Here is a 20642-nt window from a genome sequence, read left to right on the forward strand (position 1 = left end):
TTGTGTCATGATGATCCGACCGCAGGTTAGTCGTCCTCTTCCCCTATGAATAGATCTTCCGCGTTGCTCCTCGCTTTTGTCTTCCTCAGCGGCTGCCAGGCCTTGGCACCCGTTTCGCCGAGCGGCACGCCGCCGGTCGAAGGCAGCACGAAAGCCCCTGAAAAGCCCAAGGTTTACAGCTCGTTCAGCGAAGACACGATCTTCAGCCTGCTGAGCGCGGAACTGGCTGGCCAGCGCAATCGTTTCGACATCGCGCTGGACAACTACGTGACCCAGGCCGTCAATACCCAGGACCCGGGCATCTCCGAGCGAGCCTTTCGCATCGCCGAATACCTTGGCGCCGATCAGGCAGCGCTTGATAGCTCGCTGATCTGGGCGAAAAACGCGCCGAACGACCTCGAAGCACAGCGCGCCGCCGCCGTGCAACTGGCCCGCGCCGGGCGTTATGACGACTCCATGGCCTATATGGAGAAGGTTCTGCTGGGCAAGGGCGATACTCACTTCGACTTCCTCGCCCTGTCTGCGGCCGATACCGATCAGGACACCCGCAACGGCCTGATGAAAAGTTTTGACCGTTTGCTGCTGCGCCATCCGAAAAACAGCCAACTGATTTTCGGCAAGGCCCTGTTGCTGCAACAGGACGGTGACACCAAGGGTGCACTGGCACTGCTTGAGAAAAACCCTCCGCAAGACGGTGAAATCGCCCCGATTCTGTTGCGCGCACGCCTGCTGCAAAGCCTTAACCGTGGCAAAGAAGCGCTGCCGCTGCTGGAAAAAAGCATCCGCAAATACCCGGACGACAAACGCTTGCGCCTGACGTATGCCCGCATGCTGGTCGAACAGGACCGCATGAACGACGCCAAAGAGCAGTTCTCAAGCCTGGTCCAGCAGTATCCGGAAGACGACGAGTTGCGCTATTCCCTGGCACTGGTTTGCCTGGAAGCCAAGGCCTGGAAGGAAGCCAAGGGTTATCTGGAAGACCTGATCGCCCGGGAAAGCCATGTCGACTCGGCCCACCTGAACCTGGGTCGCATCGCCGAAGAACGCAACGACCCGCAAGGCGCCCTGATCGAGTACGCACTGGTCGGCCCGGGCAACGACTATTTGCCGGCGCAACTGCGTCAGTCCGACATCCTGATGAACAACGGACGCACCGCCGAAGCCCAAAGCCGTTTGGCCAGAGCACGCGACGAACAACCGGATTACGCGATCCAGCTGTATCTGATCGAAGCCGAAACCCTGTCTGCCAACAAGCAGGATGATCGCGCCTGGGCCGTTCTCGATAAAGGCTTGAAGCAGTATCCGGACGATCTGAATCTGCTTTATACCCGGGCCATGCTCGCGGAAAAACGCAATGACCTGGCGCAGATGGAAAAAGACCTGCGACTGATCATCAAGCGTGATCCGGACAACGCCATGGCGCTGAATGCCCTCGGTTACACCCTGTCCGACCGCACCACGCGTTATGACGAAGCCAAGACCTTGATCGAGCACGCGCACCAGCTGAACCCGGAAGACCCGGCCGTTCTCGACAGCCTCGGCTGGGTGAATTACCGCCTGGGCAACCTCGATGTAGCCGAACGCTACTTGCGCCAGGCCCTGGAGCGTTTCCCCGATCAGGAAGTCGCGGCGCACCTGGGTGAAGTCCTGTGGGCCAACGGCAAGCAACGCGAAGCCAAACAAATCTGGGGCAAATTCCTCAAGGAACAACCCGACAGCCCTACCCTGCGCAGCACCATCAAGCGCCTGACCGGTTCCGAGACTCTTTAAAATCATGTTTTTGCGCCACATCATCGTTTTCAGCTTCATCGCCCTGCTCGCCGGCTGCGCGGGCTTTGGCGCCCGTGAATCCGTCGAGGGCCACGGCAATTCCGCGCAATGGCGCGTGCACAAACAGCAATTGACCAGCCTCGATGGCTGGCAAATCAACGGCAAGGTCGGTATCCGGGCCCCGAAAGACTCGGGCAGCGGCACCGTGTTCTGGCTACAACGACAGGACTACTACGATATTCGCCTGTCCGGCCCGCTGGGTCGCGGCGCGGCACGCTTGACCGGTCGTCCCGGCCAAGTGTCGCTGGAAGTGGCCAACCAGGGCCGCTTTGAGGCGCCAACGCCTGAAGCCCTGCTCGAAGAACAGTTGGGCTGGAAACTGCCGGTTTCGCATTTGGTCTGGTGGGTTCGCGGATTGCCCGCACCTGACAGCAAAAGCCGCCTGAACCTGGATGCCGACAGTCGCCTGGCCAATCTCGAGCAGGATGGCTGGCAAGTCGAGTACCTCAGCTACATCCAGCAAAACGGTTATTGGCTGCCCGAGCGGATCAAACTGCACGGCACCGACCTTGATGTCACGCTGGTGATCAAGGACTGGCAACCTCGCAAATTGGGGCAATGACATGCCTGCTACTCGCCTGACCCTGCCCTCGCCGGCAAAACTGAATTTGATGCTGCATATCCTGGGTCGCCGTGAAGACGGCTACCACGAGTTGCAGACGCTGTTTCAATTTCTCGATTACGGCGACGAAATCACCTTCGCCGTACGCGATGACGGTGTCATTCGTCTGCACACCGAATTCGAAGGCGTCCCTCACGACAGCAACCTGATCGTCAAAGCCGCCAAAAAACTTCAGGAACAGTCCGGTTGTTCGCTGGGCATTGATATCTGGATCGAAAAAGTCCTGCCCATGGGCGGTGGAATCGGTGGCGGCAGTTCGAATGCGGCCACCACGCTGCTGGGCCTCAATCATCTCTGGCAACTGGACTGGGACGAGGATCAACTGGCCACGCTGGGCCTGACACTCGGCGCCGACGTCCCGGTTTTCGTGCGTGGACACGCGGCTTTCGCCGAAGGCGTGGGAGAAAAGCTCACCCCTGTAGACCCGGAAGAACCGTGGTATCTCGTACTGGTGCCGCAAGTATCTGTAAGTACAGCAGAAATTTTTTCAGATCCGCTGTTGACACGTAACTCTTCTCCCATTAAAGTGCGCCCCGTTCCCAAGGGAAACAGTCGAAATGACTGCTTACCGGTGGTAACAAGGCGTTATCCAGAGGTACGTAACGCTTTGAATTTGTTAGGTAATTTTACCGAAGCAAAACTCACCGGAACTGGAAGTTGTGTGTTTGGGGGCTTCCCAAGCAAAGCTGAAGCTGATAAAGTCTCGGCCCTTCTTACAGAGACCCTTACAGGGTTTGTAGCGAAAGGAAGCAACGTTTCGATGTTGCATCGCAAGCTGCAAAGTCTGCTCTAAAAGAACCGGGTACTGGGTACTCGTTGCAACAGATACAGGGGCGTCGCCAAGCGGTAAGGCAGCAGGTTTTGATCCTGCCATGCGTTGGTTCGAATCCAGCCGCCCCTGCCATTTTCCTATACTCATCCAGGTTACCCTCAGCCTTCAGGTACTGCGCGTGTCCAAGATGATGGTCTTTACGGGGAACGCTAACCCCGATCTGGCTCGGCGTGTTGTACGTCAGCTGCATATCCCTCTCGGTGACATTTCTGTCGGTAAGTTCTCCGACGGCGAAATCACTGCCGAGATCAATGAAAACGTCCGCGGTAAAGACGTCTTCATTATTCAGCCGACTTGCGCTCCGACCAACGATAACCTGATGGAACTCGTCGTGATGGCTGATGCCTTCCGTCGTTCCTCAGCCACTCGAATCACTGCGGTGATCCCCTACTTTGGTTATGCCCGTCAGGATCGCCGTCCGCGTTCCGCACGTGTGGCTATCAGCGCGAAAGTCGTCGCTGACATGCTTACCGTAGTCGGCATCGATCGTGTTCTCACGGTTGATTTGCATGCTGACCAGATCCAGGGCTTCTTCGATATTCCGGTAGATAACATCTACGGCTCCCCGGTACTGGTGGATGACATCGAAGATCAACGCTTCGAAAACCTGATGATCGTGTCCCCGGACATTGGCGGCGTCGTGCGTGCACGTGCTGTTGCCAAATCCCTGGGCGTGGATCTCGGGATCATCGACAAGCGCCGTGAGAAAGCCAATCACTCTGAAGTGATGCATATCATCGGTGATGTCGAAGGGCGTACCTGTATTCTGGTTGACGACATGGTCGATACCGCCGGCACCCTGTGCCACGCGGCTAAAGCCTTGAAAGAGCATGGCGCTGCCAAAGTCTTTGCCTACTGCACACACCCTGTGCTGTCGGGTCGGGCCATCGAAAACATTGAAAACTCCGTGCTGGACGAGCTGGTGGTGACTAACACCATCCCGCTGTCCGCTGCAGCACAAGCCTGTGCACGTATCCGTCAACTGGATATCGCACCGGTAGTTGCCGAAGCGGTTCGCCGCATCAGCAACGAAGAATCGATCAGCGCGATGTTCCGCTAAGGGCCCTGCCCTTCGGATACATCTCGATGACGAAAAGCGCCCCGCCCCGGCATAACCTGTCGGGGCGGGGCTTTTTTGCCCATATCGCCTTTAGCGCTGGTCGCAAACGCTGGGGCGAATGTGGTTATTTTGGAGATACAACATGAACGATTTTACTCTGAATGCTGAAGTGCGTTCCGACCTGGGGAAAGGTGCGAGCCGCCGCCTGCGTCGTCTCGCAAGCCTGGTTCCAGCTGTAGTTTACGGTGGCGAAAAAGCCCCTGAATCCATCAGCATGCTGGCCAAAGAAGTTGCCAAACTGCTCGAAAACGAAGCGGCCTACAGCCACATCATCGAGCTGAATGTTGGCGGCACCAAGCAAAACGTAATCATCAAAGCTCTGCAGCGTCACCCGGCCAAAGGCCACGTGATGCACGCTGACTTCGTACGCGTTGTTGCTGGCCAGAAACTGTCCGCTCACGTTCCTGTGCACTTCGTCAACGAAGCTGCTGCAGTGAAAAAAGGCGGCGAAATTTCGCACGTTGTTGCTGAAGTTGAAGTTTCCTGCCTGCCAAAAGACCTGCCTGAATTCATCGAAGTCGACCTGGCTAACGCCGAAATCGGTTCGATCATTCACCTGTCCGACCTCAAGGCCCCTAAAGGCGTTGAGTTTGTTGCTCTGGCTCACGGTAACGACCTGGCTGTTGCCAACGTTCACGCTCCACGTGTTGCTCCAGAAGCTGCAGAAGGCGCTGCAGAGTAATTCACTCTGTACGCCGGAGTGAGCAAATAACATCGCGGACTGGAACGTAGCGAGAAAGCGGGCGGGAACGCGAAGTTTACATACTGGTAAATGAGCATTTTTTGTCCACTTTCGCCGCACACACCTATTGCGACGATGTTATCCACCACTCCAAAGAAGGGCCCCTGATGTGACTGCCATAAAACTGATCGTTGGCCTGGGAAATCCAGGCGCCGAATACGAACAGACCCGGCATAACGCAGGGGCCTTTTTTGTTGAGCGCATCGCGCAAGCACAAGGCGTCAACCTTGTGGCCGATCGCAAATATTTCGGCCTGACCGGGCGCTTCTCGCATCAGGGTCAGGATGTTCGTCTGCTGATTCCCACCACCTACATGAACCGTAGCGGCCAGGCCGTGGCGGCTCTTGCCGGTTTTTTCCGGATCAAACCGGAAGAAATACTGGTGGCGCATGACGAACTCGACTTGCCACCCGGCGTTGCCAAGCTCAAGCAGGGCGGCGGGCATGGCGGTCACAACGGGTTGCGCGACATCATCGCGCAACTGGGCAATCAAAATACCTTTTACCGCTTGCGGCTCGGTATTGGCCACCCAGGCGTTGCCAGTATGGTTTCAAACTTTGTCCTGGGTCGTGCGCCACGCGCCGAACAGGAAAAACTCGATGCCAGCATCGACTTTGCCCTCGGCGTGCTGCCGGATATCCTCGCCGGAGAATGGAACCGCGCGATGAAAAACCTGCACAGCCAGAAGGCCTGACTCTAACTCCTAGGGGAAACACCATGGGATTCAATTGCGGCATCGTCGGCCTGCCTAACGTCGGCAAGTCCACCCTGTTCAACGCCCTGACCAAATCCGGTATCGCGGCCGAGAACTTCCCCTTCTGCACCATCGAACCGAATACCGGTATCGTGCCGATGCCGGACAAGCGTCTGGAGGCCCTGGCGGCCATCGTCAATCCAAAGCGCATCCTGCCGACCACCATGGAATTCGTCGACATCGCTGGCCTGGTTGCCGGCGCCTCGAAAGGTGAAGGTCTGGGCAACAAGTTTCTGGCCAACATCCGTGAAACCGATGCCATCGCTCACGTGGTCCGCTGCTTCGAAGACGAGAACGTGATTCACGTTTCCAACAGCGTCGACCCGAAACGCGACATCGAGATCATCGACCTTGAACTGATCTTCGCCGACCTCGACAGCTGCGAGAAGCAACTGCAGAAAGTCACCCGCAACGCCAAGGGCGGTGACAAGGACGCCGTGGTTCAGAAAGGTCTGCTGGAGCAGTTGATCGCTCACTTCACCCTCGGTAAGCCTGCGCGCAGCCTGATGAAGAACATGAGCACCGATGAGAAAGCGGTGATCCGTGGCTTCCACCTGCTGACCACCAAACCGGTCATGTACATCGCCAACGTTGCCGAGGACGGCTTCGAAAACAACCCGATGCTGGACGTGGTCAAGGCCATCGCCGAAGAAGAAGGCGCAATGGTTGTGCCGGTCTGCAACAAGATCGAAGCGGAAATTGCCGAGCTTGAAGACGGCGAAGAAAAAGACATGTTCCTCGAAGCCCTGGGCCTCGAAGAACCTGGCCTGAACCGTGTAATCCGCGCTGGCTACGAAATGCTGCACCTGCAGACCTATTTCACCGCCGGCGTTGAAGAAGTCCGCGCCTGGACCGTCCGCGTCGGTGCCACCGCACCACAAGCTGCTGGCGTGATCCACACTGACTTTGAGAAAGGCTTCATTCGCGCCGAAGTCATCGCCTACAACGACTTCATCCAGTACAAGGGCGAAGCCGGTGCCAAAGAAGCCGGTAAATGGCGTCTGGAAGGCAAGGATTACATCGTCAAAGACGGCGATGTGATGCACTTCCGCTTCAACGTCTAGCGTTGTTGGAATCGAAAAAGCCGCGTTGATTCGCGGCTTTTTTGTGGGCGTTATATCGACCTGCTATGCGCGACTAGAACAGATAGCCCATGTAGATCGCGGCGCCTCCACCGGCCTGCACACCAGCGTTCATGCCGGCCATGACCACCGCCCCCTTGGCCGACTGCAGCAACTGCCGGTTGACCGTGGAGGAGGCAATGAGCGAGGTCGCCGGGTTGGAGCTCAGAACCGCCGCCAACGCCAGCAGCTCGGGATCAAGCCCGAACAACAGGGCCGTGGCCGAACCGCCGACCACCAGCCCTGCCCGCCACCAAGGCTACGGTCAGACCGCCACCGCTGTCGGTCTGATACTGCCAGCGACTCTCATTGAGCGGGATCGGGATGTTGTAGCTCATCGTTCAAAGTCCTTTATGTGAATGAACTGCGCCGCGACCGCACTGGCGGTTAACCCTTAACAGGCCGGCAAGGGTGAACAGCAGACCAATACAACCCAGTACCCCTGGAGTGGCCCACAGTGCGGCAGGGGTATCGACCACGGCGCTACTGGCCGGCTGCTCGGGCAGGTAATACACCCGCACCGGCTGATCCTGCCGATAGCCAAAAATAAAGCCGCCCTGGGGGTAGGAAATCTTTTCACCACTGCTGGTGGTGAAGGCGATTTCGGGATGCGAACCACCGGCATTCAAGTGGCTGACGATGCCATCGGCGGTCTGTGCGTGGGCGAGGAATTCGCGTCGTTCAAGCGTGAGATTGACGACAATGCCCAACAAGCCGATACCAATCAGGGCAAAGAGCAGCCCCTGAAGCATCTTCCCGAGGCATGACGGGGTGAGGCTAGCCATGGCTTGTCTCGGTATTCGTCCATGAAAGAAGGCGGTCAGGATAACAAGAAACCACCGGGAAGTGCTTTGTACGACACAGCAGATAACGCATGTTCGGAATTGCGACGTTCTGACCGAAGCAAGGAAAGTATCGACGGTCTCGGCCAACCAGGAGCAGACCGAGAGCTGGATCAATGCCGGCCATCCTTTATAGGGTCGAGCTTGCGAGCAAGTGGGATCGGCCAGTTGCTTGGCGGGACCACTTTCGGCTGTGGATTCAACCGGTCGCGATGGTTCTGAATCAGGTTCGCAAGTCACCCGCTCTGATGAATTCGATGAGCGCTTTCAAGGCTGGGGGCACATGGTGCCGGCTGGAGTAATAAAGAAAGAATCGGCTTGGCGGTGCCTTCCATTCCTGGAGTATTTCTCTGAGATGCCCGTTCCGGATATCGTCGCGCGCCAGTTCCTCGTAGACATAGGCAATACCAGCGCCATCTTTCGCCGCTTGGATCATCAGCGCATCGTCTTCCAGAATGAGCGGGCCTGTGACTGACAACCGTATCGGTTGACCGTCTGCTTGATATTCCCAAGCGTAAAGTTTTCCACTGGGAAAACGTCTGGCAATGCACGCATGGTCGAGCAAGTCGCGGGGTGCGCGTGCGACCCCCTTCGCGTCCAGATAGTTATCCGCAGCAACGGTCACGAACGATTGAGGTGCGCCGACAGGGACTGCGATCATGTCGCCGGCCAGGCTTTCACCAAAGCGGACTCCAGCGTCAAACCCGTCGTTCACGATATCGGTCAATCCATCATCGGTGATCAGGTCCAACTGAATGCGTGGATACCTGGCTACGAAGGGCGCGAGCACTTGCGCAAACACGATGCGAGCCGCCGGACGCGCCACGTTGAGTCGAAGTTTGCCAGTGGGCACTTCCTGCATCGAGGTCAATTGCGCCAATGTATCGGCAACCTGCTGCAGGGTCGGGAGCAGCGTCGCCAATAGCTGCTGGCCGGCTTCGGTCGGGGTTACGCTACGAGTGGTTCGGTTGAGCAGTCGGATGCCCAGGCGCGCCTCCAACGCTCGCATCGCGTGACTCAACGCGGAAGCCGAAACGCCACGCTCGTCGGCGGCCTTGCGAAAGCTGCGATGGCGAGCAACGGCGGCAAAGGCATCGAGTTCAGATAGATCGGGGGGCTGACTCATGAATGTCGTTCAGTAGTTCAAATGCGATTACTTATCTTATCGTCGTGAGATCTCTCTCGGATACTTCTCACATCATTTGTGGAGAGGTCGCTATGCAACGGAATCGTCTTGGTTCATCGGATTTTCTGATTTCGCCTATTGGTCTGGGGACATGGGCAATCGCCGGCACCGGTTGGGAGTACAGTTGGGGAGCGCAGGATGACAAGGACAGCCTGGGCGCACTTGAGTATGCCGTCGAACGCGGCGTGAACTGGATTGATACCGCTGCGGTTTATGGCTTGGGCCATGCGGAGCAATTAGTGGGGCAATTGCTGCGTCGGGTGCCGGTCTCGCGGCGTCCTTTGGTGTTCACCAAAGGCAGCTTGGTCTGGGACCCGGTCACGAAGGCGATTTCGCACTCACTGGCCCCCCAATCCTTGCTCGCCGAGATCGACGCAAGCTTGCGCCGGCTTCAAGTCGAGACTATCGATCTTTATCAGATCCACTGGCCTGCTTTTCCTGCCGACGCAAGCAGTGAAGGTATTGAAATGGCGCTTTCGGCTTTGGCTGCCGCGCGCGATCAAGGAAAAATTCGCGCTATCGGTGTATCGAATTTCGATGTCGCTCAACTCAAGCGGGCACAGGCGGTGACAGAGATCGTTTCGCTCCAGCCGCCGTACTCCGCCTTGATGCGAGACATCGAGAAGGATGTCCTGCCATTCTGTGAGCGGGCCGGGATGGGTGTCCTTGCCTATTCCACACTTCAATCGGGGCTACTTTCCGGCAGCATGACACGCGAACGCATCTTGCAACTGCCCGAAGACGATTGGCGTAAGGCCCGAAGTGCTGACTTCCAGGAGCCCCGTTTGAGTGCGAACCTGGCATTGGTTGAAGTTATGGCACGCATCGGAGAAAGGCACGGGGTGAGCGCTGCGGCGGTTGCCATCGCCTGGGTACTTCGCAAACCGGTAGTCACGGGCGCTATTGTCGGTGCCCGCCGTCCCTCACAAGTAGACGGGCTGATTGCAGCCTCGGAGTTGCGCCTTGACACGGCGGAAATCGACGAAATTCGGCCGTTTCTGCCGTCGGGCATGGGAACAAATGTCCCTGGCGCCGCCTGACACCATGCTGAATGATTACGGAGTCCCGTTTCTTCCATGCAGGAGGTAGCCAGGTCGACGACTCAACCGTTCGTAATAGGCACTTACGGCAGGAAAGTCTGGATGATCGAGCGGTGTTTCAAACCACCGGTTAACCGACAGGCCTATCGGTATGTCTGCGAGAGAAAACCCGTCTTCACAAACGTAGGCTCCTGTTGATTCGAGTTGTCGATTCAGGATCTCCATGTGCCTTGACCACAGGCTGCAAGCGGCTGCCAAGGCTCTGCTGTCCTGATGGTCAGGCGAATGCCTGACCAACGACATGAAGGCATACGTCCACGATTTGTTGAGGTCCGACGCTTGCCAGTCTATCCATTGGTCCACCCGCGCTCTTGCTCTCGGTTGGACCGGGTAAAAATGACCTCCGTTATAGCGGGACGCCAAATACCGAATGATCGAGTTTGACTCCCAGAGCACGAAGTCGTCGTCCAGGATCACCGGCACCATTGCGTTGGGGTTCAGCGAAATGAATTTGGGCGTGCGCGTCGACTTGAAGCCAGAACCCCAGTCCTCCCGCTCAAAGGGGATTTCGATTTCGGCGCATGCCCAAAGTACCTTTCGTACATTGATCGACGATGCCTTACCCAATATGCGCAACATTTCATGTCCTTATCGTTCAGGGTGGTTGGTCAGGGGCTTTCGATAACCCGCTCGGATCTTTTTCTAGTGCGTCTGGCGCGATGCACAGGGGCCGCTCTCAAATCCGGGCGACTCAGGTTTACCGCGCCGCGCCAACCGCAAACAGCCCGGTTCAGCGCCGCCCTTCGACGGCCATGCGCACGGCCAGCCCGCGAGGACCGTCCCCATCAGCCAGCGCTGCACGATCTGCCACACGGGCCTGCTGGCGAGAAATGTCGCGATGGAGCCAGCCATGACGGCAATCAGCGCGTTGACGCTCACGCTAATGACGATCTGCGTAAAACCAAGCACGATGGATTGCGCCAGCATGCTGCCGTGGTCGGCGTGTTGGACTTGACCGCTTGCCAGGCAAGGTAGAGCAGATAGCGCGCGCAGCCGAGTCGCAGCGCGTCATACGCATAGGGAACCGCCAAGACCATGGCTGCGATAGTAGGGCGGTCAAAGGGGGGAACGTTAGATACAGATTGACTGACAAAACGTCATACAGCGGTCGCAGCACTGGGTATCCGCTCCCTGGGAATACGTTTGACTTCAACATGAGCAATGGCTTGCCCCAATAGCGCATCCAAACACTCTGACGCAGTCAGCCGCGTGCATTATGGATGAGGGCTTTCGGTCGGGAGCCGCCTGTTGTGACAGGCCGGAATCGACCGATTCTGTTGAAAAAGTCGGTCATGGTCTGCGCATCAAAAAGTACGCGTCCGGGATTGAAATATTTACTTTTGGCAGAGGCTTCCGGACTCGGATTTTACGTAGCAGCGTGCAAAAAAGGCATTTTCACCAGTCAATGATCGGGCAGTTTGGGCAGATCGACTTTTTCAACAGAATCGGCCACCCGGGTCAAAATTTAGTCGGCGCCTACAACCACGCCCAACAACACCCTGTCGCGGCAGCGGGGGGGCTTGGGCCTTGTCGCGCTACAGTTCTGCCGCGAAGGTCTTGGCTTTCTTCGGCGTGACACCGTACCGTTGCTTGTAGACCTTGATGAAGTGGGAGGTATTTTCATATCCCACCTCCGCAGCCGCGTCGGTGACGGAGTAATTTTTAGCCGTCAACAGCTGATGCGCGATGTCGACTTTTTTTTCGATGATCCAGCGGTTCGGAGTGGTGTTGTAGCTGCGCCTGAAGTCGCGGATAAAGGTCGACACGCTGCGCCCCGTCAGCAGGGCATAATCTTCAATCTTCAGCTTGTGCGAATAGTACTGCTCCATGAAATCGGTGATGAGGCGGCGTTTGCGGCTGCCGCCGCAGGACAGCTCGCGCAGGAAACGGAAGGACTTGTCCTGGATGGCGATCAGGTGCAGTAGTTCGAGCAGTTTCAATTCCAGCAGCGCATCGGAGCCCTCCGCGCCCTTGTAGACATAATTCAGCGAATCGATATAGCGCTGAATCTGTTCATTGGCGTGCAGGGTATAAGTGCCGTGCACGTTTTTCTGCAGGCCGTCCGTATGCGAATTGCCTGTGCCGGCCGCGCGCGACAGGTATTTGGCGATCAGCTTGTCGTCGAAAAACAGCAGCACCGCCTCGAAGATATCGCTGCCAGTGACGTAGTCCGATACCGTGTAAACGCCTTTGGAGAGGAAAATCAAATGATTCTCGTCGACGACATTGGCCATGGCGTCATAGTCGCGAATAATCTGCTTGCCCTGCTTGATGTAGACGATCAACGGCGTGGCGATATAGATCGCCTTGTCTTCCAGGTTCGTTTCAAGCGTTTTATGGAGAATGGACGAGCTACCGTCAGCGAGGATAGGCTTTACGTTGCGCATCGAATAAAGCGCCGCCGGTACTACTTCGAGTGTCATGGCTATGGCTTCTCAACAAATTGGCCGCCCCATTTGGACAGGACGGTATCCAGCAGCGCGACATGCTGCTGCCCAAGCGTGTAGGACGTTCGGGACCGAAGAGGATATCCAGGAAAATAGCAGAAAATACATAACAGCAAATAGCGCGTGTATGCCCGAGATGGCGCCGGAGGCGCGGCCGGACTCGCCGCACGCGCCCTGCCGCTGACGTTACGGCATCAAACTTCGCTGAAGTAGCCGCTGACCGGCGCACTGCTCAGATGCTCGACGATGACGCTCCACTGACCGCTCGAGATCATCTGGTCGACGTGGGTGCCGTGCATTTCACGCGAATCCCAGGCTTCCACTAGCGTGAACGCGAGTGGATCCTCCAAGTGGTTGAGGATCTTGACCGTTTGGCAACCGTCCACCTTCGGCAGATTGATCTTCACGTCGTTCATGATGTCCTTGAACGATTGCAGCTTTTCTTCTTTTACATTAAAGCTGATGACGAGATTGACGGACATATTACTTCTCCAGTTGGATTTGACTACAAAAAACATCGTCGATTGCAGGAACCGTAAATTGACGAGGCGGCGCAAACAAAATGCGCAGAATACGGAAAGAATGTTCAGGTTTTCATTTGCTGTTCCGTTCCCGTATCTCACATGGCCAGGCCGACCAGCGAAACCACTAAGTTCTTGATCCATTGTTTGACCTGGACTGCATCAATAAAATCTTTTCCTTTCACATGACGCGCAGCGCTAGCCCAAAACACTCTTTCGTTAGAGGTCATTATGTAAATTCCTTTTTGGTGTAGATTCGATATGGCGCAAAGAATTCGCTATGGAAGCAATGACTATATATATAGTTAAAAAATGAAAATGATTAAAAATGATTAAAAATGCACGATTCCAGTCACTCTTGCGTTTTTCTTGCGCGACGGCCGATGGCATGCGCCGCCTGCGGGAACGGAGAGTCAGGCGTGGTTCAAAAACGGCCTATCTTGGCTAACACGGGCGAGCGGAATACTTCCACCGAAGCAATGGAATTTTAATGATTTGGGAGTTGGGGTGTTGGCGCCGACGCCAGAATGACCCTTGGTGCAGGAATCCGTTGACCTTGGGAAGGCCTGAAGTAGTCAGCGATTTTTAATGCCCTCCCTGGTTGAGGTCCAGGTAGCTTTAGATTCGAGCCAAAGATCGAGATCATGCTCAAACCAGCACACTACCCCACCGCTTAATTGCACGGAAGCTGGGAAGGAATGGGCGTTACGCTCAAGACGCCAGAGCGTTGAAGGGTTGATGCCTCCCAGCTTTTTGCAAACGGCTTTCCGGCGGATGATCTGCATGACTACCTCGCCACTTATCGGTGTGCATGCAGTGTGTATTCTCAGTTCACGAATTCTCACTTTTTATTTTCAGCACGAGAAAATCCGTGATTCACTCTCTGGATGACTTATCTACAGGAACCGGGACAAACCGCGCATCAAGACCTGAAAAAAGAGTAGCCAACATTAAAGTGTATACGGGGGTGACTATATTTCTGATTCCAGCGCAAACATCCCTTCAGCCACGGCCCCTGCAGCCTCGACGTCCGGTTTAACGTCTAACAGCGACCGTGGTTTACACGGATCTCGATAGACTCAAAATCCCCGTGATCACTCGATGATACGGGGATTTTGCTTTTTGGGATCGCCCCCTCAGCATGGCAGACTGTTGAAACAACACGCCTCAGGCACACCACGCCAGGTCGGCAGCGTTGTCATGAGGTGGGCGCACAGGGATGACAGTAAGTGAACATGGATACAAATAAAGGCACTTCCTTCGTCTATCAGGCGGTGTACCGCTATCTCGTCGAGTTGATCGAGACCGCCCATTCGAAACCTGAGCAGAAATTGCCATCCTTGCGGCAACTGGCCCAGCGCCTGAACGTGTCAGTGTCGACGACCAAGTACGCCTATTCGCTTCTCGAAGACGAGGGGCGGATCTATGCCAAACCCAAGTTCGGTTACTTCACCAAGGCGATGCCGGCACCATTATTGAGTGAAGACTCGCCCAACTTGCTCGACAAGGTGTTCTCAAACGCACGCCAGCCAGGGATGCTGGCCCTTAGCAGCGATGCGCCAGCGATGCTGTTGTCGCTGGAAAACCCGCTACTGATGATGGAGCGCGAACTGGCCCGGCAGTACCCACGCTCCCATGCACCGCTCTATCAGCCGTTCGGCGAGCCCGAGCTGCGCGGCGCTCTGGCCGATCGCTACACCAGTTCCACTCACCGCTTCTGGCAGGCCGAGCATGTGTATATCGGCTCGGACCTGCGCAGTGTGCTGGAGTTGTCCCTCAGTGCGCTGAATCTGAGTGGCACTGTGGCGCTGGTGGAATCACCTTGCTCGTGGGCAATCCTGCGCCAGTTGCAGGCGGCGAAGATCCGCGTGATCGAAGTGCCCCTCGGCGAGGATGGACGTTTCAACCTGCCCGCGCTCAGTGAGCTGCTCAGGCGTGAGCCCGTCCGGCTGGCGGTGCTGTCGTCGACCGTGAACATTCCCCAAGGCAACCTGATGCCAGCACAGGATAAACAGCAGATCTGTCGCTGGCTGGCGGAGCGGGATGTCTGGCTGTTCGAAAACGACAGCTACGGTGAGTTCTGCTTTTCCCCCAACCCCGCCCGCTATCGCGATTTTGCCGATCCGGAAAAACTGCTGGTGTTCTCGACCTTCGACAAGATCATCGGCTCGGAARCGCCCTACGGTTATGTCCTGTGTCGTCGGCACGGGCCGCAGTTGCATCGGCTATTCCTGGAACGGGCATTTCGCCTGTCGCCGATCCGTCAGAAAGCGATCGCCAAACTCTTCAGTTCCAAGCGCATCGATCAGCATCTGATGGTGCTGCGAGCCATGTTGCTGGACCGTATGAAACGCATGAAGGCCCTGCTGGAGGAACACGCCGATGGCCAGTTGCGGGTGGTCGCCCCCCAAGGCGGCGCGACCTTCTGGCTCGAGGCCAGACACTCAGCGGACATGCGGCGGGTGTTCGAGCGCTTGCTGGCTCAGCGCATCGTCATCGCCCCCGGGGAAATCTTCAGCCAGCAGGGGGCCTGGCGGCATCATTTGCGCCTGAGCTACACCCTCGACTGGAGCAAGGATATTCCCCTGGCCCTGAAGAAACTGGCCCAGGCTATCGGCGAAGAGCACTAGACATACCTAGAGCCCATAGCAATGCCGCGCTTCAGGGAAGCGGCCATGACGCACCTCTTCGGCAAAACGCTCGCAAGCGTCGCGAATCATCGCGCCGACATCGGCGTACTGTTTGACGAAGCGCGGCACCTGCTCACCGCCCAAGCCCAGCACGTCTTCAGTCACCAGCACCTGGCCGTCGCAAGCCGGTGAAGCTCCGATGCCGATGGTGGGCATTTTCGAATCCAGGGTGATTTGCCGGGCCAGACCTTCGGCCACACCTTCGAGCAGCAGGCCGAAAGCTCCGGCCTCGAGGTTGGCCCGGGCATCCTCGGCAATCACCGCAGCGGTTTCGGCGGACAGACCCTGAGCCTTGAAACCACCCATGACATTGACGAACTGCGGCATCAGCCCGACGTGAGCCATGACCGGAATACCACGTGCCACCAGGAATTCAACGGTACCCGACAGGGCCTTGTTGGCTTCCAGCTTGACAGCATCGCAACCGGTGCGCGCCAGGACCTGGGCACAATTGCGAAAGGCCTGTTCGTTGGATTCCTGATAGCTGCCGAAAGGCATGTCGGCGATGACACAGGACAGACGTGTACTGTCAACCACGGCCCGGGTGTGGCCGATGATTTCTTCAAGCTGCATGCTCAGTGTCGAGGCCCGGCCATAGCCGACCATTGCAGTGGAGTCACCGACCAGAATGAAATCGACGATAGGGTCGATCAGCTTGGCAATAGAACTGGAATACGCCGTCAGGGATACGATTTTCTGTTGGCCCTTCATCGCGACCAGTTGTGGAACCGTCAATCGTTTAGTACGGGTATGGATGCTCACAAGTGTCTTCCTGTGGTGATTGAACCCCCCGCGGGATGGGCGTAGGAGGTGCCCGATTATTGGGTAAATGCAAGGAAACTCAATGTACAGATTTGCGCTAAAAAGCAACCCAGGTGCATTGCCTGATTGCCCCTCCTGGCAACTAGATGGACATTGCCGGCTATAGACCTGGTCGCATTTTTCAAATGGCACGACCTATTTAAGGGACTGGGTTCGGATGTTGTTTCAGTCGCGAGTTTTCATGAATACCTGTTTAGAGCCCCTTGATAACGCCCCCTATTTATCCACGATCCCGTCGCTTTTCCCGGTGACGTGGCGAATCTGAACGCAAAAAAAAGCGCCGACGGAATCGTCAGCGCCTTGGCCTCACGAGGGTTCTGCTCAGGCTTTTCGGGTCCTTGGCAAAAAGATCGCCAGCACTCCGAACAGCGGCAAGAACGAACACAGCCTGTACACGTATTCAATGCCGTGAATATCCGCCAGATGCCCCAGCAGCGCCGCACCAATCCCGCCGAAACCGAACATCAGGCCGAAGAACACCCCGGCGATCATGCCGACATTACCCGGCACCAGTTCTTGCGCGTAAACCACGATGGCCGAGAATGCCGAGGCCAGGATGAAGCCAATCACTACGCTCAAGATGCTGGTCCAGAACAGGTCGACGTGAGGCAGGATCAAGGTGAACGGTGCAACACCGAGGATCGAGAACCAGATCACCGCTTTACGGCCGACTTTGTCGCCAATCGGCCCACCAAAAAACGTCCCCGCCGCGACCGCTCCGAGAAACAGGAACAGGTGCAGTTGCGAACTGGCCACCGACAGGTCGAACTTCTCGATCAGGTAGAACGTGAAATAACTGGTGAAGCTGGCCATGTAGAAATACTTGGAAAACACCAGCAGCCCCAACACGACCAACGCGCTCACCACCCTGCCCTTCGACAGCCCGTGAGTCGCCGCCTGGCCTTGCTTGAGCTTGAACAGGCTCAAGTGGTTGGCGTACCAGCGGCTGATGCCATACAGCACCACCAGCGCAAACACTGCGAACAATCCGAACCAGGCGACATTGCCCTGACCGAACGGAATGATGATCGCCGCCGCCAGCAGCGGTCCAAATGCCGAGCCGGCGTTGCCACCGACCTGGAAGGTCGATTGCGCCAACCCAAAACGCCCGCCCGAGGCCAACCGTGCCACGCGAGAAGCTTCCGGGTGAAAGGTCGAGGAGCCGACTCCGATCAATCCCGCGGCCAACAGAATCAACGGAAAACTGCCGACCTGAGACATCATCAAAATGCCGACCAAGGTGCAGATCGCTCCTGCCGGCAGCAGATATGGCTTGGGATGGCGATCGGTGTAGTAACCGACCCATGGCTGCAACAACGACGCTGTGAGCTGAAAGGTCAGGGTAATCAGGCCAACCTGGGTGAAGGTCAGCCCGTAATTGGCCTTGAGCATCGGGTAGATCGACGGCAGCACCGACTGAATCAGGTCGTTGATCAAATGCGCCAGCGCCACCGCGCCGATGATTCGCATGACCAACGGGCTGCTTTGCGAAGTCGCGAGTGCCGGCGATGCGACAGTTTGAGCGTTACTGGTAGCCATGAGAGTTTCCATACCGCGTAAAGGAGAGCACTTGCAGGTGCGCCAATGTGCCATCTTTCGGTGCAGCAACGCCATCCCCTTAGCCTGCTAACGACCTCTGGATTGTCGACCGTTAGGTAATAGCGCAGTGCCATGGTCTGAATCTTGCCTTGCTTATCCCCTTCAACGCGGCCCCTTACAAAGGGGATCGAGAATGGGAAGTTTCACCACAGCGCCGGTCCCACATGACCCACCGAGGTGAACTTTCGAGGCCTTTTATGAGGGCACAGGGTGCGGCCATAACGCCGCGACCGCACGCCATTGGTGCGTGGTGCCCAGAGGAGTAGTCGGGCATGCAGGCTTTTCTGGCACCGGGGATTGGACTGCTTGGGCGTTTCGGTTTCGCCCGCAAGTTTCAGTTGTTGTTTCTGCTGTTTATCCTGCCGCTGGCGGGCAGCCTGTGGATGATTGGCCAGGATTACCGCGACAAGCTCAGCCTGATCGCCGGCGAGCGTGCCGGTGTACGCCAGCTGATTGCCCTCGACGCGCTGGACAACCTGCTCGCCGCCCAACGCGACCGCGCCGCCCGCTGGCGCGCCACCGAAACCAATCGCCAGCCAACACCGGCCACCGTCGCTGCGATGGCTGCGTTCGATGCAGTGCAGCCTGCTCTGAATCAGGCCGTAAACGATCTGGGCCATGCGCTGACAACCGAGGGGGCCGAGGCTGATACCCTCAGTCGCTATCAAACCCTGCAAACCGCGCTCAATAGTCTGGACTCGAAAAGCCTGAGCAGCGTCGGTTGGTGGCCGGATGGCTATGAACGTTTCACTGCGGCCCTCAGTGCGCTGCAAGCATTGCGCGAACAGATCGCCATGGATAACCGCCTGACCCTGGCTCCCTGGCTGGAAACCTACCTGCTGACGCAGATCTCGACCCAGCACGCGCCCGACCTGATCGAACGGGTCGGACGCCTCGCCAGCATCGGCCAGGCATCGGTAGTGTCCGGACAGTTCTCACTGCAAAGCCGTCTGCAACTGCGCGACCTGCGTGGCCGCATTGGCGACGCTCGCGAGCAACTGATCAAGACTGGCAGCCTGCTCGAAGCACGGCTGCCCAGTGCATTGCAGGCCTGGGCCGGGCAATACCACGACAGCCTCAAACATCTGGACGCCGGACTGAAAGGCCTGGATGACGGCATGTTCGGCGCCAGCATCACGCTCAAACCGGAAGACTTCGAACGCAACCTCGACGCCCTCCTCTCTGACCTCGCCTCGCTGCGCCAGCAATCGCTGGTGTCACTGGATCAGCGTCTGGACTACTACCACGGCTCGGCCATTCGCCAGTTCATTCTGGTGGCGAGCGTCCTCGGTTGCCTGCTGCTGGCCGCGCTGTATTTGTTCATCTGCCTGCAAGCTTCGATCCGCCGTAGCGCCAGCGGCATTACGCTGCTCGCCGAAGCCCTGCGTGACGGCAACCTGAGCCTGCAAGTGCCTGTGCACGGTCGCGACGAGCTGGCAGCGATCAGCGCCGCGCTCAACGTTGCTGTGGTGCAACTGCGCACCAGCCTGCTGGGGGTCGATCACGAAACCCTGCAACTGGGCAACGCGGTGCGAGCCCTCAATACTCACGCCAGCGAGGCACTGGGCGAAGTCGAAGCCCAACAGTTGCAGATCAGCCAGATCGCTGCTGCGGCCACGCAACTGGCCGCAACCTCGCAAGGGGTCGCCCAGAGTTGCGAACACGCCTCAGGCAGCGCTCAGCAGACCCAGCGCATTGCTGCCGAGAGCAGCCGCGACAGCCAACGCACCACAGCGAGCATTCAGCAGCTCAATCAACGCCTGAACGACACTGCCGCCGCCCTTGGCCGGGTCAGCGAACAAGGGCAGCAGATTCAACTGGTGGTGGACACCATTCGCGGCGTGGCCGAGCAGACCAACCTGCTGGCGCTCAATGCCGCCATCGAAGCCGCCCGCGCAGGCGAACAAGGCCGGGGCTTTGCGGTGGTCGCCGATGAAGTACGCAGCCTGTCGCAGCGCACCCAATCCTCCACCGCACAGATCGCCGGCACCGTCGACAGCCTGCGCAGTACTGTCAACGAAGCCGTGAGCCTGATGGAAGCCGCCTGTGGCCAGGCCCAAACCGACGCACAAGCGGTAACCGGTCTTGGCGAACGGCTGGGGGAAATCGCCAGCGCAGTGCAAAGCGTCACCGATACCCTGGCGCAGATCGCGACGGCCGTAGAAGAGCAAGCCAGCACGGCCGATGAGGTCAGTGGCAACATCCAGCAAGTCGATCAGGCCGCCGTGCGCCTGCTTGAAGGCGCACGGGCGGTGAACCTCGCAGCGGACACCTTGAGTTCGGGCAGCAAGGCTTTGAGCGAGAATACCGGGCGGTTTCAGCTGGGTTGAAGCTGAAAACTCATCCGTTTTTATGGAGCGGGTTGATAAGCGGTTGAAAGCGTAGAGAAATATTTTAGATTTACGCTTGACACT

The 20642-nt window shown here is 57.4% G+C and carries 19 protein-coding genes, 1 tRNA gene and 2 pseudogenes; 11 read left to right on the plus strand and 11 right to left on the minus strand.

Features of this window, described 5'->3' with window-relative positions; all coding sequences use genetic code 11:
- Positions 1-45: 45 nt before the first annotated feature.
- From AC1DHT_RS27585 to ychF, 8 genes are all read left to right on the plus strand, one after another.
- Positions 46-1770 (plus strand): tetratricopeptide repeat protein, encoded by a 1725-nt coding sequence (locus AC1DHT_RS27585; protein ID WP_429540275.1) that lies wholly within the window; start codon positions 46-48, stop codon positions 1768-1770.
- Positions 1771-1774: 4 nt separating this feature from the next.
- Positions 1775-2392 carry a lipoprotein insertase outer membrane protein LolB gene (gene lolB / locus AC1DHT_RS27590; protein ID WP_427545601.1) on the plus strand — a complete coding sequence of 206 codons (618 nt, stop codon included), beginning with the start codon at positions 1775-1777 and terminating at the stop codon, positions 2390-2392.
- A gap of 1 nt (position 2393) precedes the next feature.
- Positions 2394-3245: a 4-(cytidine 5'-diphospho)-2-C-methyl-D-erythritol kinase gene (ispE, locus tag AC1DHT_RS27595; protein ID WP_427545599.1), complete on the plus strand. Its 852-nt coding sequence runs from the start codon at positions 2394-2396 to the stop codon at positions 3243-3245.
- A gap of 36 nt (positions 3246-3281) precedes the next feature.
- Positions 3282-3356, plus strand: a tRNA-Gln gene (locus AC1DHT_RS27600).
- 46 nt (positions 3357-3402) lie between these two features.
- Positions 3403-4344 (plus strand): ribose-phosphate pyrophosphokinase, encoded by a 942-nt coding sequence (locus tag AC1DHT_RS27605; RefSeq protein ID WP_003171603.1) that lies wholly within the window; start codon positions 3403-3405, stop codon positions 4342-4344.
- A 142-nt stretch (positions 4345-4486) separates the two neighbouring features.
- On the plus strand, positions 4487-5086 hold the full coding sequence (locus AC1DHT_RS27610) for a 50S ribosomal protein L25/general stress protein Ctc (protein ID WP_054595617.1): 600 nt from the start codon (positions 4487-4489) through the stop codon (positions 5084-5086).
- Between the two features lie 169 nt (positions 5087-5255).
- Positions 5256-5840: an aminoacyl-tRNA hydrolase gene (gene pth / locus AC1DHT_RS27615; protein ID WP_123582826.1), complete on the plus strand. Its 585-nt coding sequence runs from the start codon at positions 5256-5258 to the stop codon at positions 5838-5840.
- A 23-nt stretch (positions 5841-5863) separates the two neighbouring features.
- Positions 5864-6964, plus strand: coding sequence for a redox-regulated ATPase YchF (gene ychF, locus AC1DHT_RS27620; RefSeq protein ID WP_427545597.1), 1101 nt, complete (start codon positions 5864-5866; stop codon positions 6962-6964).
- Between the two features lie 73 nt (positions 6965-7037).
- On the opposite strand, the pseudogene AC1DHT_RS27625 reads toward ychF, so the two are convergent.
- The 3 genes and pseudogenes from AC1DHT_RS27625 to AC1DHT_RS27635 all read right to left on the minus strand — a co-directional run bounded on the left by AC1DHT_RS27625 (position 7038) and on the right by AC1DHT_RS27635 (position 8989).
- Positions 7038-7359: pseudogene (locus AC1DHT_RS27625) on the minus strand (hypothetical protein).
- Between the two features lie 3 nt (positions 7360-7362).
- Complete coding sequence (locus tag AC1DHT_RS27630; protein ID WP_427545595.1) at positions 7363-7806, minus strand: DUF3592 domain-containing protein; 444 nt, start codon at positions 7804-7806, stop codon at positions 7363-7365.
- Positions 7807-8086: 280 nt separating this feature from the next.
- Positions 8087-8989 (minus strand): LysR family transcriptional regulator, encoded by a 903-nt coding sequence (locus AC1DHT_RS27635; protein ID WP_427545593.1) that lies wholly within the window; start codon positions 8987-8989, stop codon positions 8087-8089.
- 92 nt (positions 8990-9081) lie between these two features.
- Here AC1DHT_RS27635 and AC1DHT_RS27640 point away from each other — a divergent pair, with 92 nt between their 5' ends.
- Entirely contained in the window at positions 9082-10089 is a 1008-nt protein-coding gene (locus tag AC1DHT_RS27640; protein ID WP_427545591.1) for an aldo/keto reductase, read from the plus strand.
- Positions 10090-10104: 15 nt separating this feature from the next.
- Here AC1DHT_RS27640 and AC1DHT_RS27645 read toward each other — a convergent pair whose 3' ends face one another.
- The 6 genes and pseudogenes from AC1DHT_RS27645 to AC1DHT_RS27670 all read right to left on the minus strand — a co-directional run bounded on the left by AC1DHT_RS27645 (position 10105) and on the right by AC1DHT_RS27670 (position 13902).
- Positions 10105-10728 (minus strand): glutathione S-transferase family protein, encoded by a 624-nt coding sequence (locus AC1DHT_RS27645; protein WP_427545589.1) that lies wholly within the window; start codon positions 10726-10728, stop codon positions 10105-10107.
- Between the two features lie 151 nt (positions 10729-10879).
- Positions 10880-11195, minus strand: a pseudogene (locus AC1DHT_RS27650) (LysE family translocator); the annotation flags it as partial.
- Between the two features lie 489 nt (positions 11196-11684).
- Positions 11685-12572, minus strand: a complete 888-nt coding sequence (locus tag AC1DHT_RS27655) for a helix-turn-helix domain-containing protein (RefSeq protein WP_427545587.1) — start codon at positions 12570-12572, stop codon at positions 11685-11687.
- Positions 12573-12790: 218 nt separating this feature from the next.
- Positions 12791-13078, minus strand: a complete 288-nt coding sequence (locus AC1DHT_RS27660) for a putative quinol monooxygenase (protein WP_018929562.1) — start codon at positions 13076-13078, stop codon at positions 12791-12793.
- A gap of 137 nt (positions 13079-13215) precedes the next feature.
- The gene (locus AC1DHT_RS27665) at positions 13216-13347 is read right to left on the minus strand and encodes a hypothetical protein (RefSeq protein WP_427545584.1); all 132 of its coding nucleotides are present in this window, start codon (positions 13345-13347) and stop codon (positions 13216-13218) included.
- Between the two features lie 345 nt (positions 13348-13692).
- On the minus strand, positions 13693-13902 hold the full coding sequence (locus AC1DHT_RS27670; protein ID WP_427545582.1) for a helix-turn-helix transcriptional regulator: 210 nt from the start codon (positions 13900-13902) through the stop codon (positions 13693-13695).
- Positions 13903-14352: 450 nt separating this feature from the next.
- Here AC1DHT_RS27670 and AC1DHT_RS27675 point away from each other — a divergent pair, with 450 nt between their 5' ends.
- The gene (locus AC1DHT_RS27675) at positions 14353-15747 is read left to right on the plus strand and encodes an aminotransferase-like domain-containing protein (RefSeq protein WP_477761548.1); all 1395 of its coding nucleotides are present in this window, start codon (positions 14353-14355) and stop codon (positions 15745-15747) included.
- Positions 15748-15753: 6 nt separating this feature from the next.
- Here the strand turns inward: AC1DHT_RS27675 and panB are convergent, their stop codons facing one another.
- Positions 15754-16569 (minus strand): 3-methyl-2-oxobutanoate hydroxymethyltransferase, encoded by an 816-nt coding sequence (gene panB, locus AC1DHT_RS27680; protein WP_427545578.1) that lies wholly within the window; start codon positions 16567-16569, stop codon positions 15754-15756.
- A gap of 381 nt (positions 16570-16950) precedes the next feature.
- On the minus strand, positions 16951-18168 hold the full coding sequence (locus AC1DHT_RS27685; protein WP_427545576.1) for an MFS transporter: 1218 nt from the start codon (positions 18166-18168) through the stop codon (positions 16951-16953).
- Positions 18169-18500: 332 nt separating this feature from the next.
- On the opposite strand from AC1DHT_RS27685, the gene AC1DHT_RS27690 reads away from it, so the two are divergent.
- Complete coding sequence (locus tag AC1DHT_RS27690) at positions 18501-20558, plus strand: methyl-accepting chemotaxis protein (protein WP_427545574.1); 2058 nt, start codon at positions 18501-18503, stop codon at positions 20556-20558.
- Positions 20559-20642 lie beyond the last annotated feature (84 nt).

The organism is Pseudomonas sp. 05N432, from assembly GCF_056396945.1.

Excerpts from the sequence above, each read along its gene's own strand:
- AC1DHT_RS27585 (WP_429540275.1), top strand. The coding sequence starts at position 46 with ATGAATAGATCTTCCGCGTTGCTCCTCGCTTTTGTCTTCCTCAGCGGC.
- lolB (WP_427545601.1), top strand. The coding sequence starts at position 1,775 with ATGTTTTTGCGCCACATCATCGTTTTCAGCTTCATCGCCCTGCTCGCC.
- ispE (WP_427545599.1), top strand. The coding sequence starts at position 2,394 with ATGCCTGCTACTCGCCTGACCCTGCCCTCGCCGGCAAAACTGAATTTG.
- AC1DHT_RS27610 (WP_054595617.1), top strand. The coding sequence starts at position 4,487 with ATGAACGATTTTACTCTGAATGCTGAAGTGCGTTCCGACCTGGGGAAA.
- ychF (WP_427545597.1), top strand. The coding sequence starts at position 5,864 with ATGGGATTCAATTGCGGCATCGTCGGCCTGCCTAACGTCGGCAAGTCC.
- AC1DHT_RS27630 (WP_427545595.1), bottom strand. The coding sequence starts at position 7,806 with ATGGCTAGCCTCACCCCGTCATGCCTCGGGAAGATGCTTCAGGGGCTG.
- AC1DHT_RS27635 (WP_427545593.1), bottom strand. The coding sequence starts at position 8,989 with ATGAGTCAGCCCCCCGATCTATCTGAACTCGATGCCTTTGCCGCCGTT.
- AC1DHT_RS27640 (WP_427545591.1), top strand. The coding sequence starts at position 9,082 with ATGCAACGGAATCGTCTTGGTTCATCGGATTTTCTGATTTCGCCTATT.
- AC1DHT_RS27645 (WP_427545589.1), bottom strand. The coding sequence starts at position 10,728 with ATGTTGCGCATATTGGGTAAGGCATCGTCGATCAATGTACGAAAGGTA.
- AC1DHT_RS27655 (WP_427545587.1), bottom strand. The coding sequence starts at position 12,572 with ATGACACTCGAAGTAGTACCGGCGGCGCTTTATTCGATGCGCAACGTA.
- AC1DHT_RS27660 (WP_018929562.1), bottom strand. The coding sequence starts at position 13,078 with ATGTCCGTCAATCTCGTCATCAGCTTTAATGTAAAAGAAGAAAAGCTG.
- AC1DHT_RS27665 (WP_427545584.1), bottom strand. The coding sequence starts at position 13,347 with ATGACCTCTAACGAAAGAGTGTTTTGGGCTAGCGCTGCGCGTCATGTG.
- AC1DHT_RS27670 (WP_427545582.1), bottom strand. The coding sequence starts at position 13,902 with ATGCAGATCATCCGCCGGAAAGCCGTTTGCAAAAAGCTGGGAGGCATC.
- AC1DHT_RS27685 (WP_427545576.1), bottom strand. The coding sequence starts at position 18,168 with ATGGCTACCAGTAACGCTCAAACTGTCGCATCGCCGGCACTCGCGACT.
- AC1DHT_RS27690 (WP_427545574.1), top strand. The coding sequence starts at position 18,501 with ATGCAGGCTTTTCTGGCACCGGGGATTGGACTGCTTGGGCGTTTCGGT.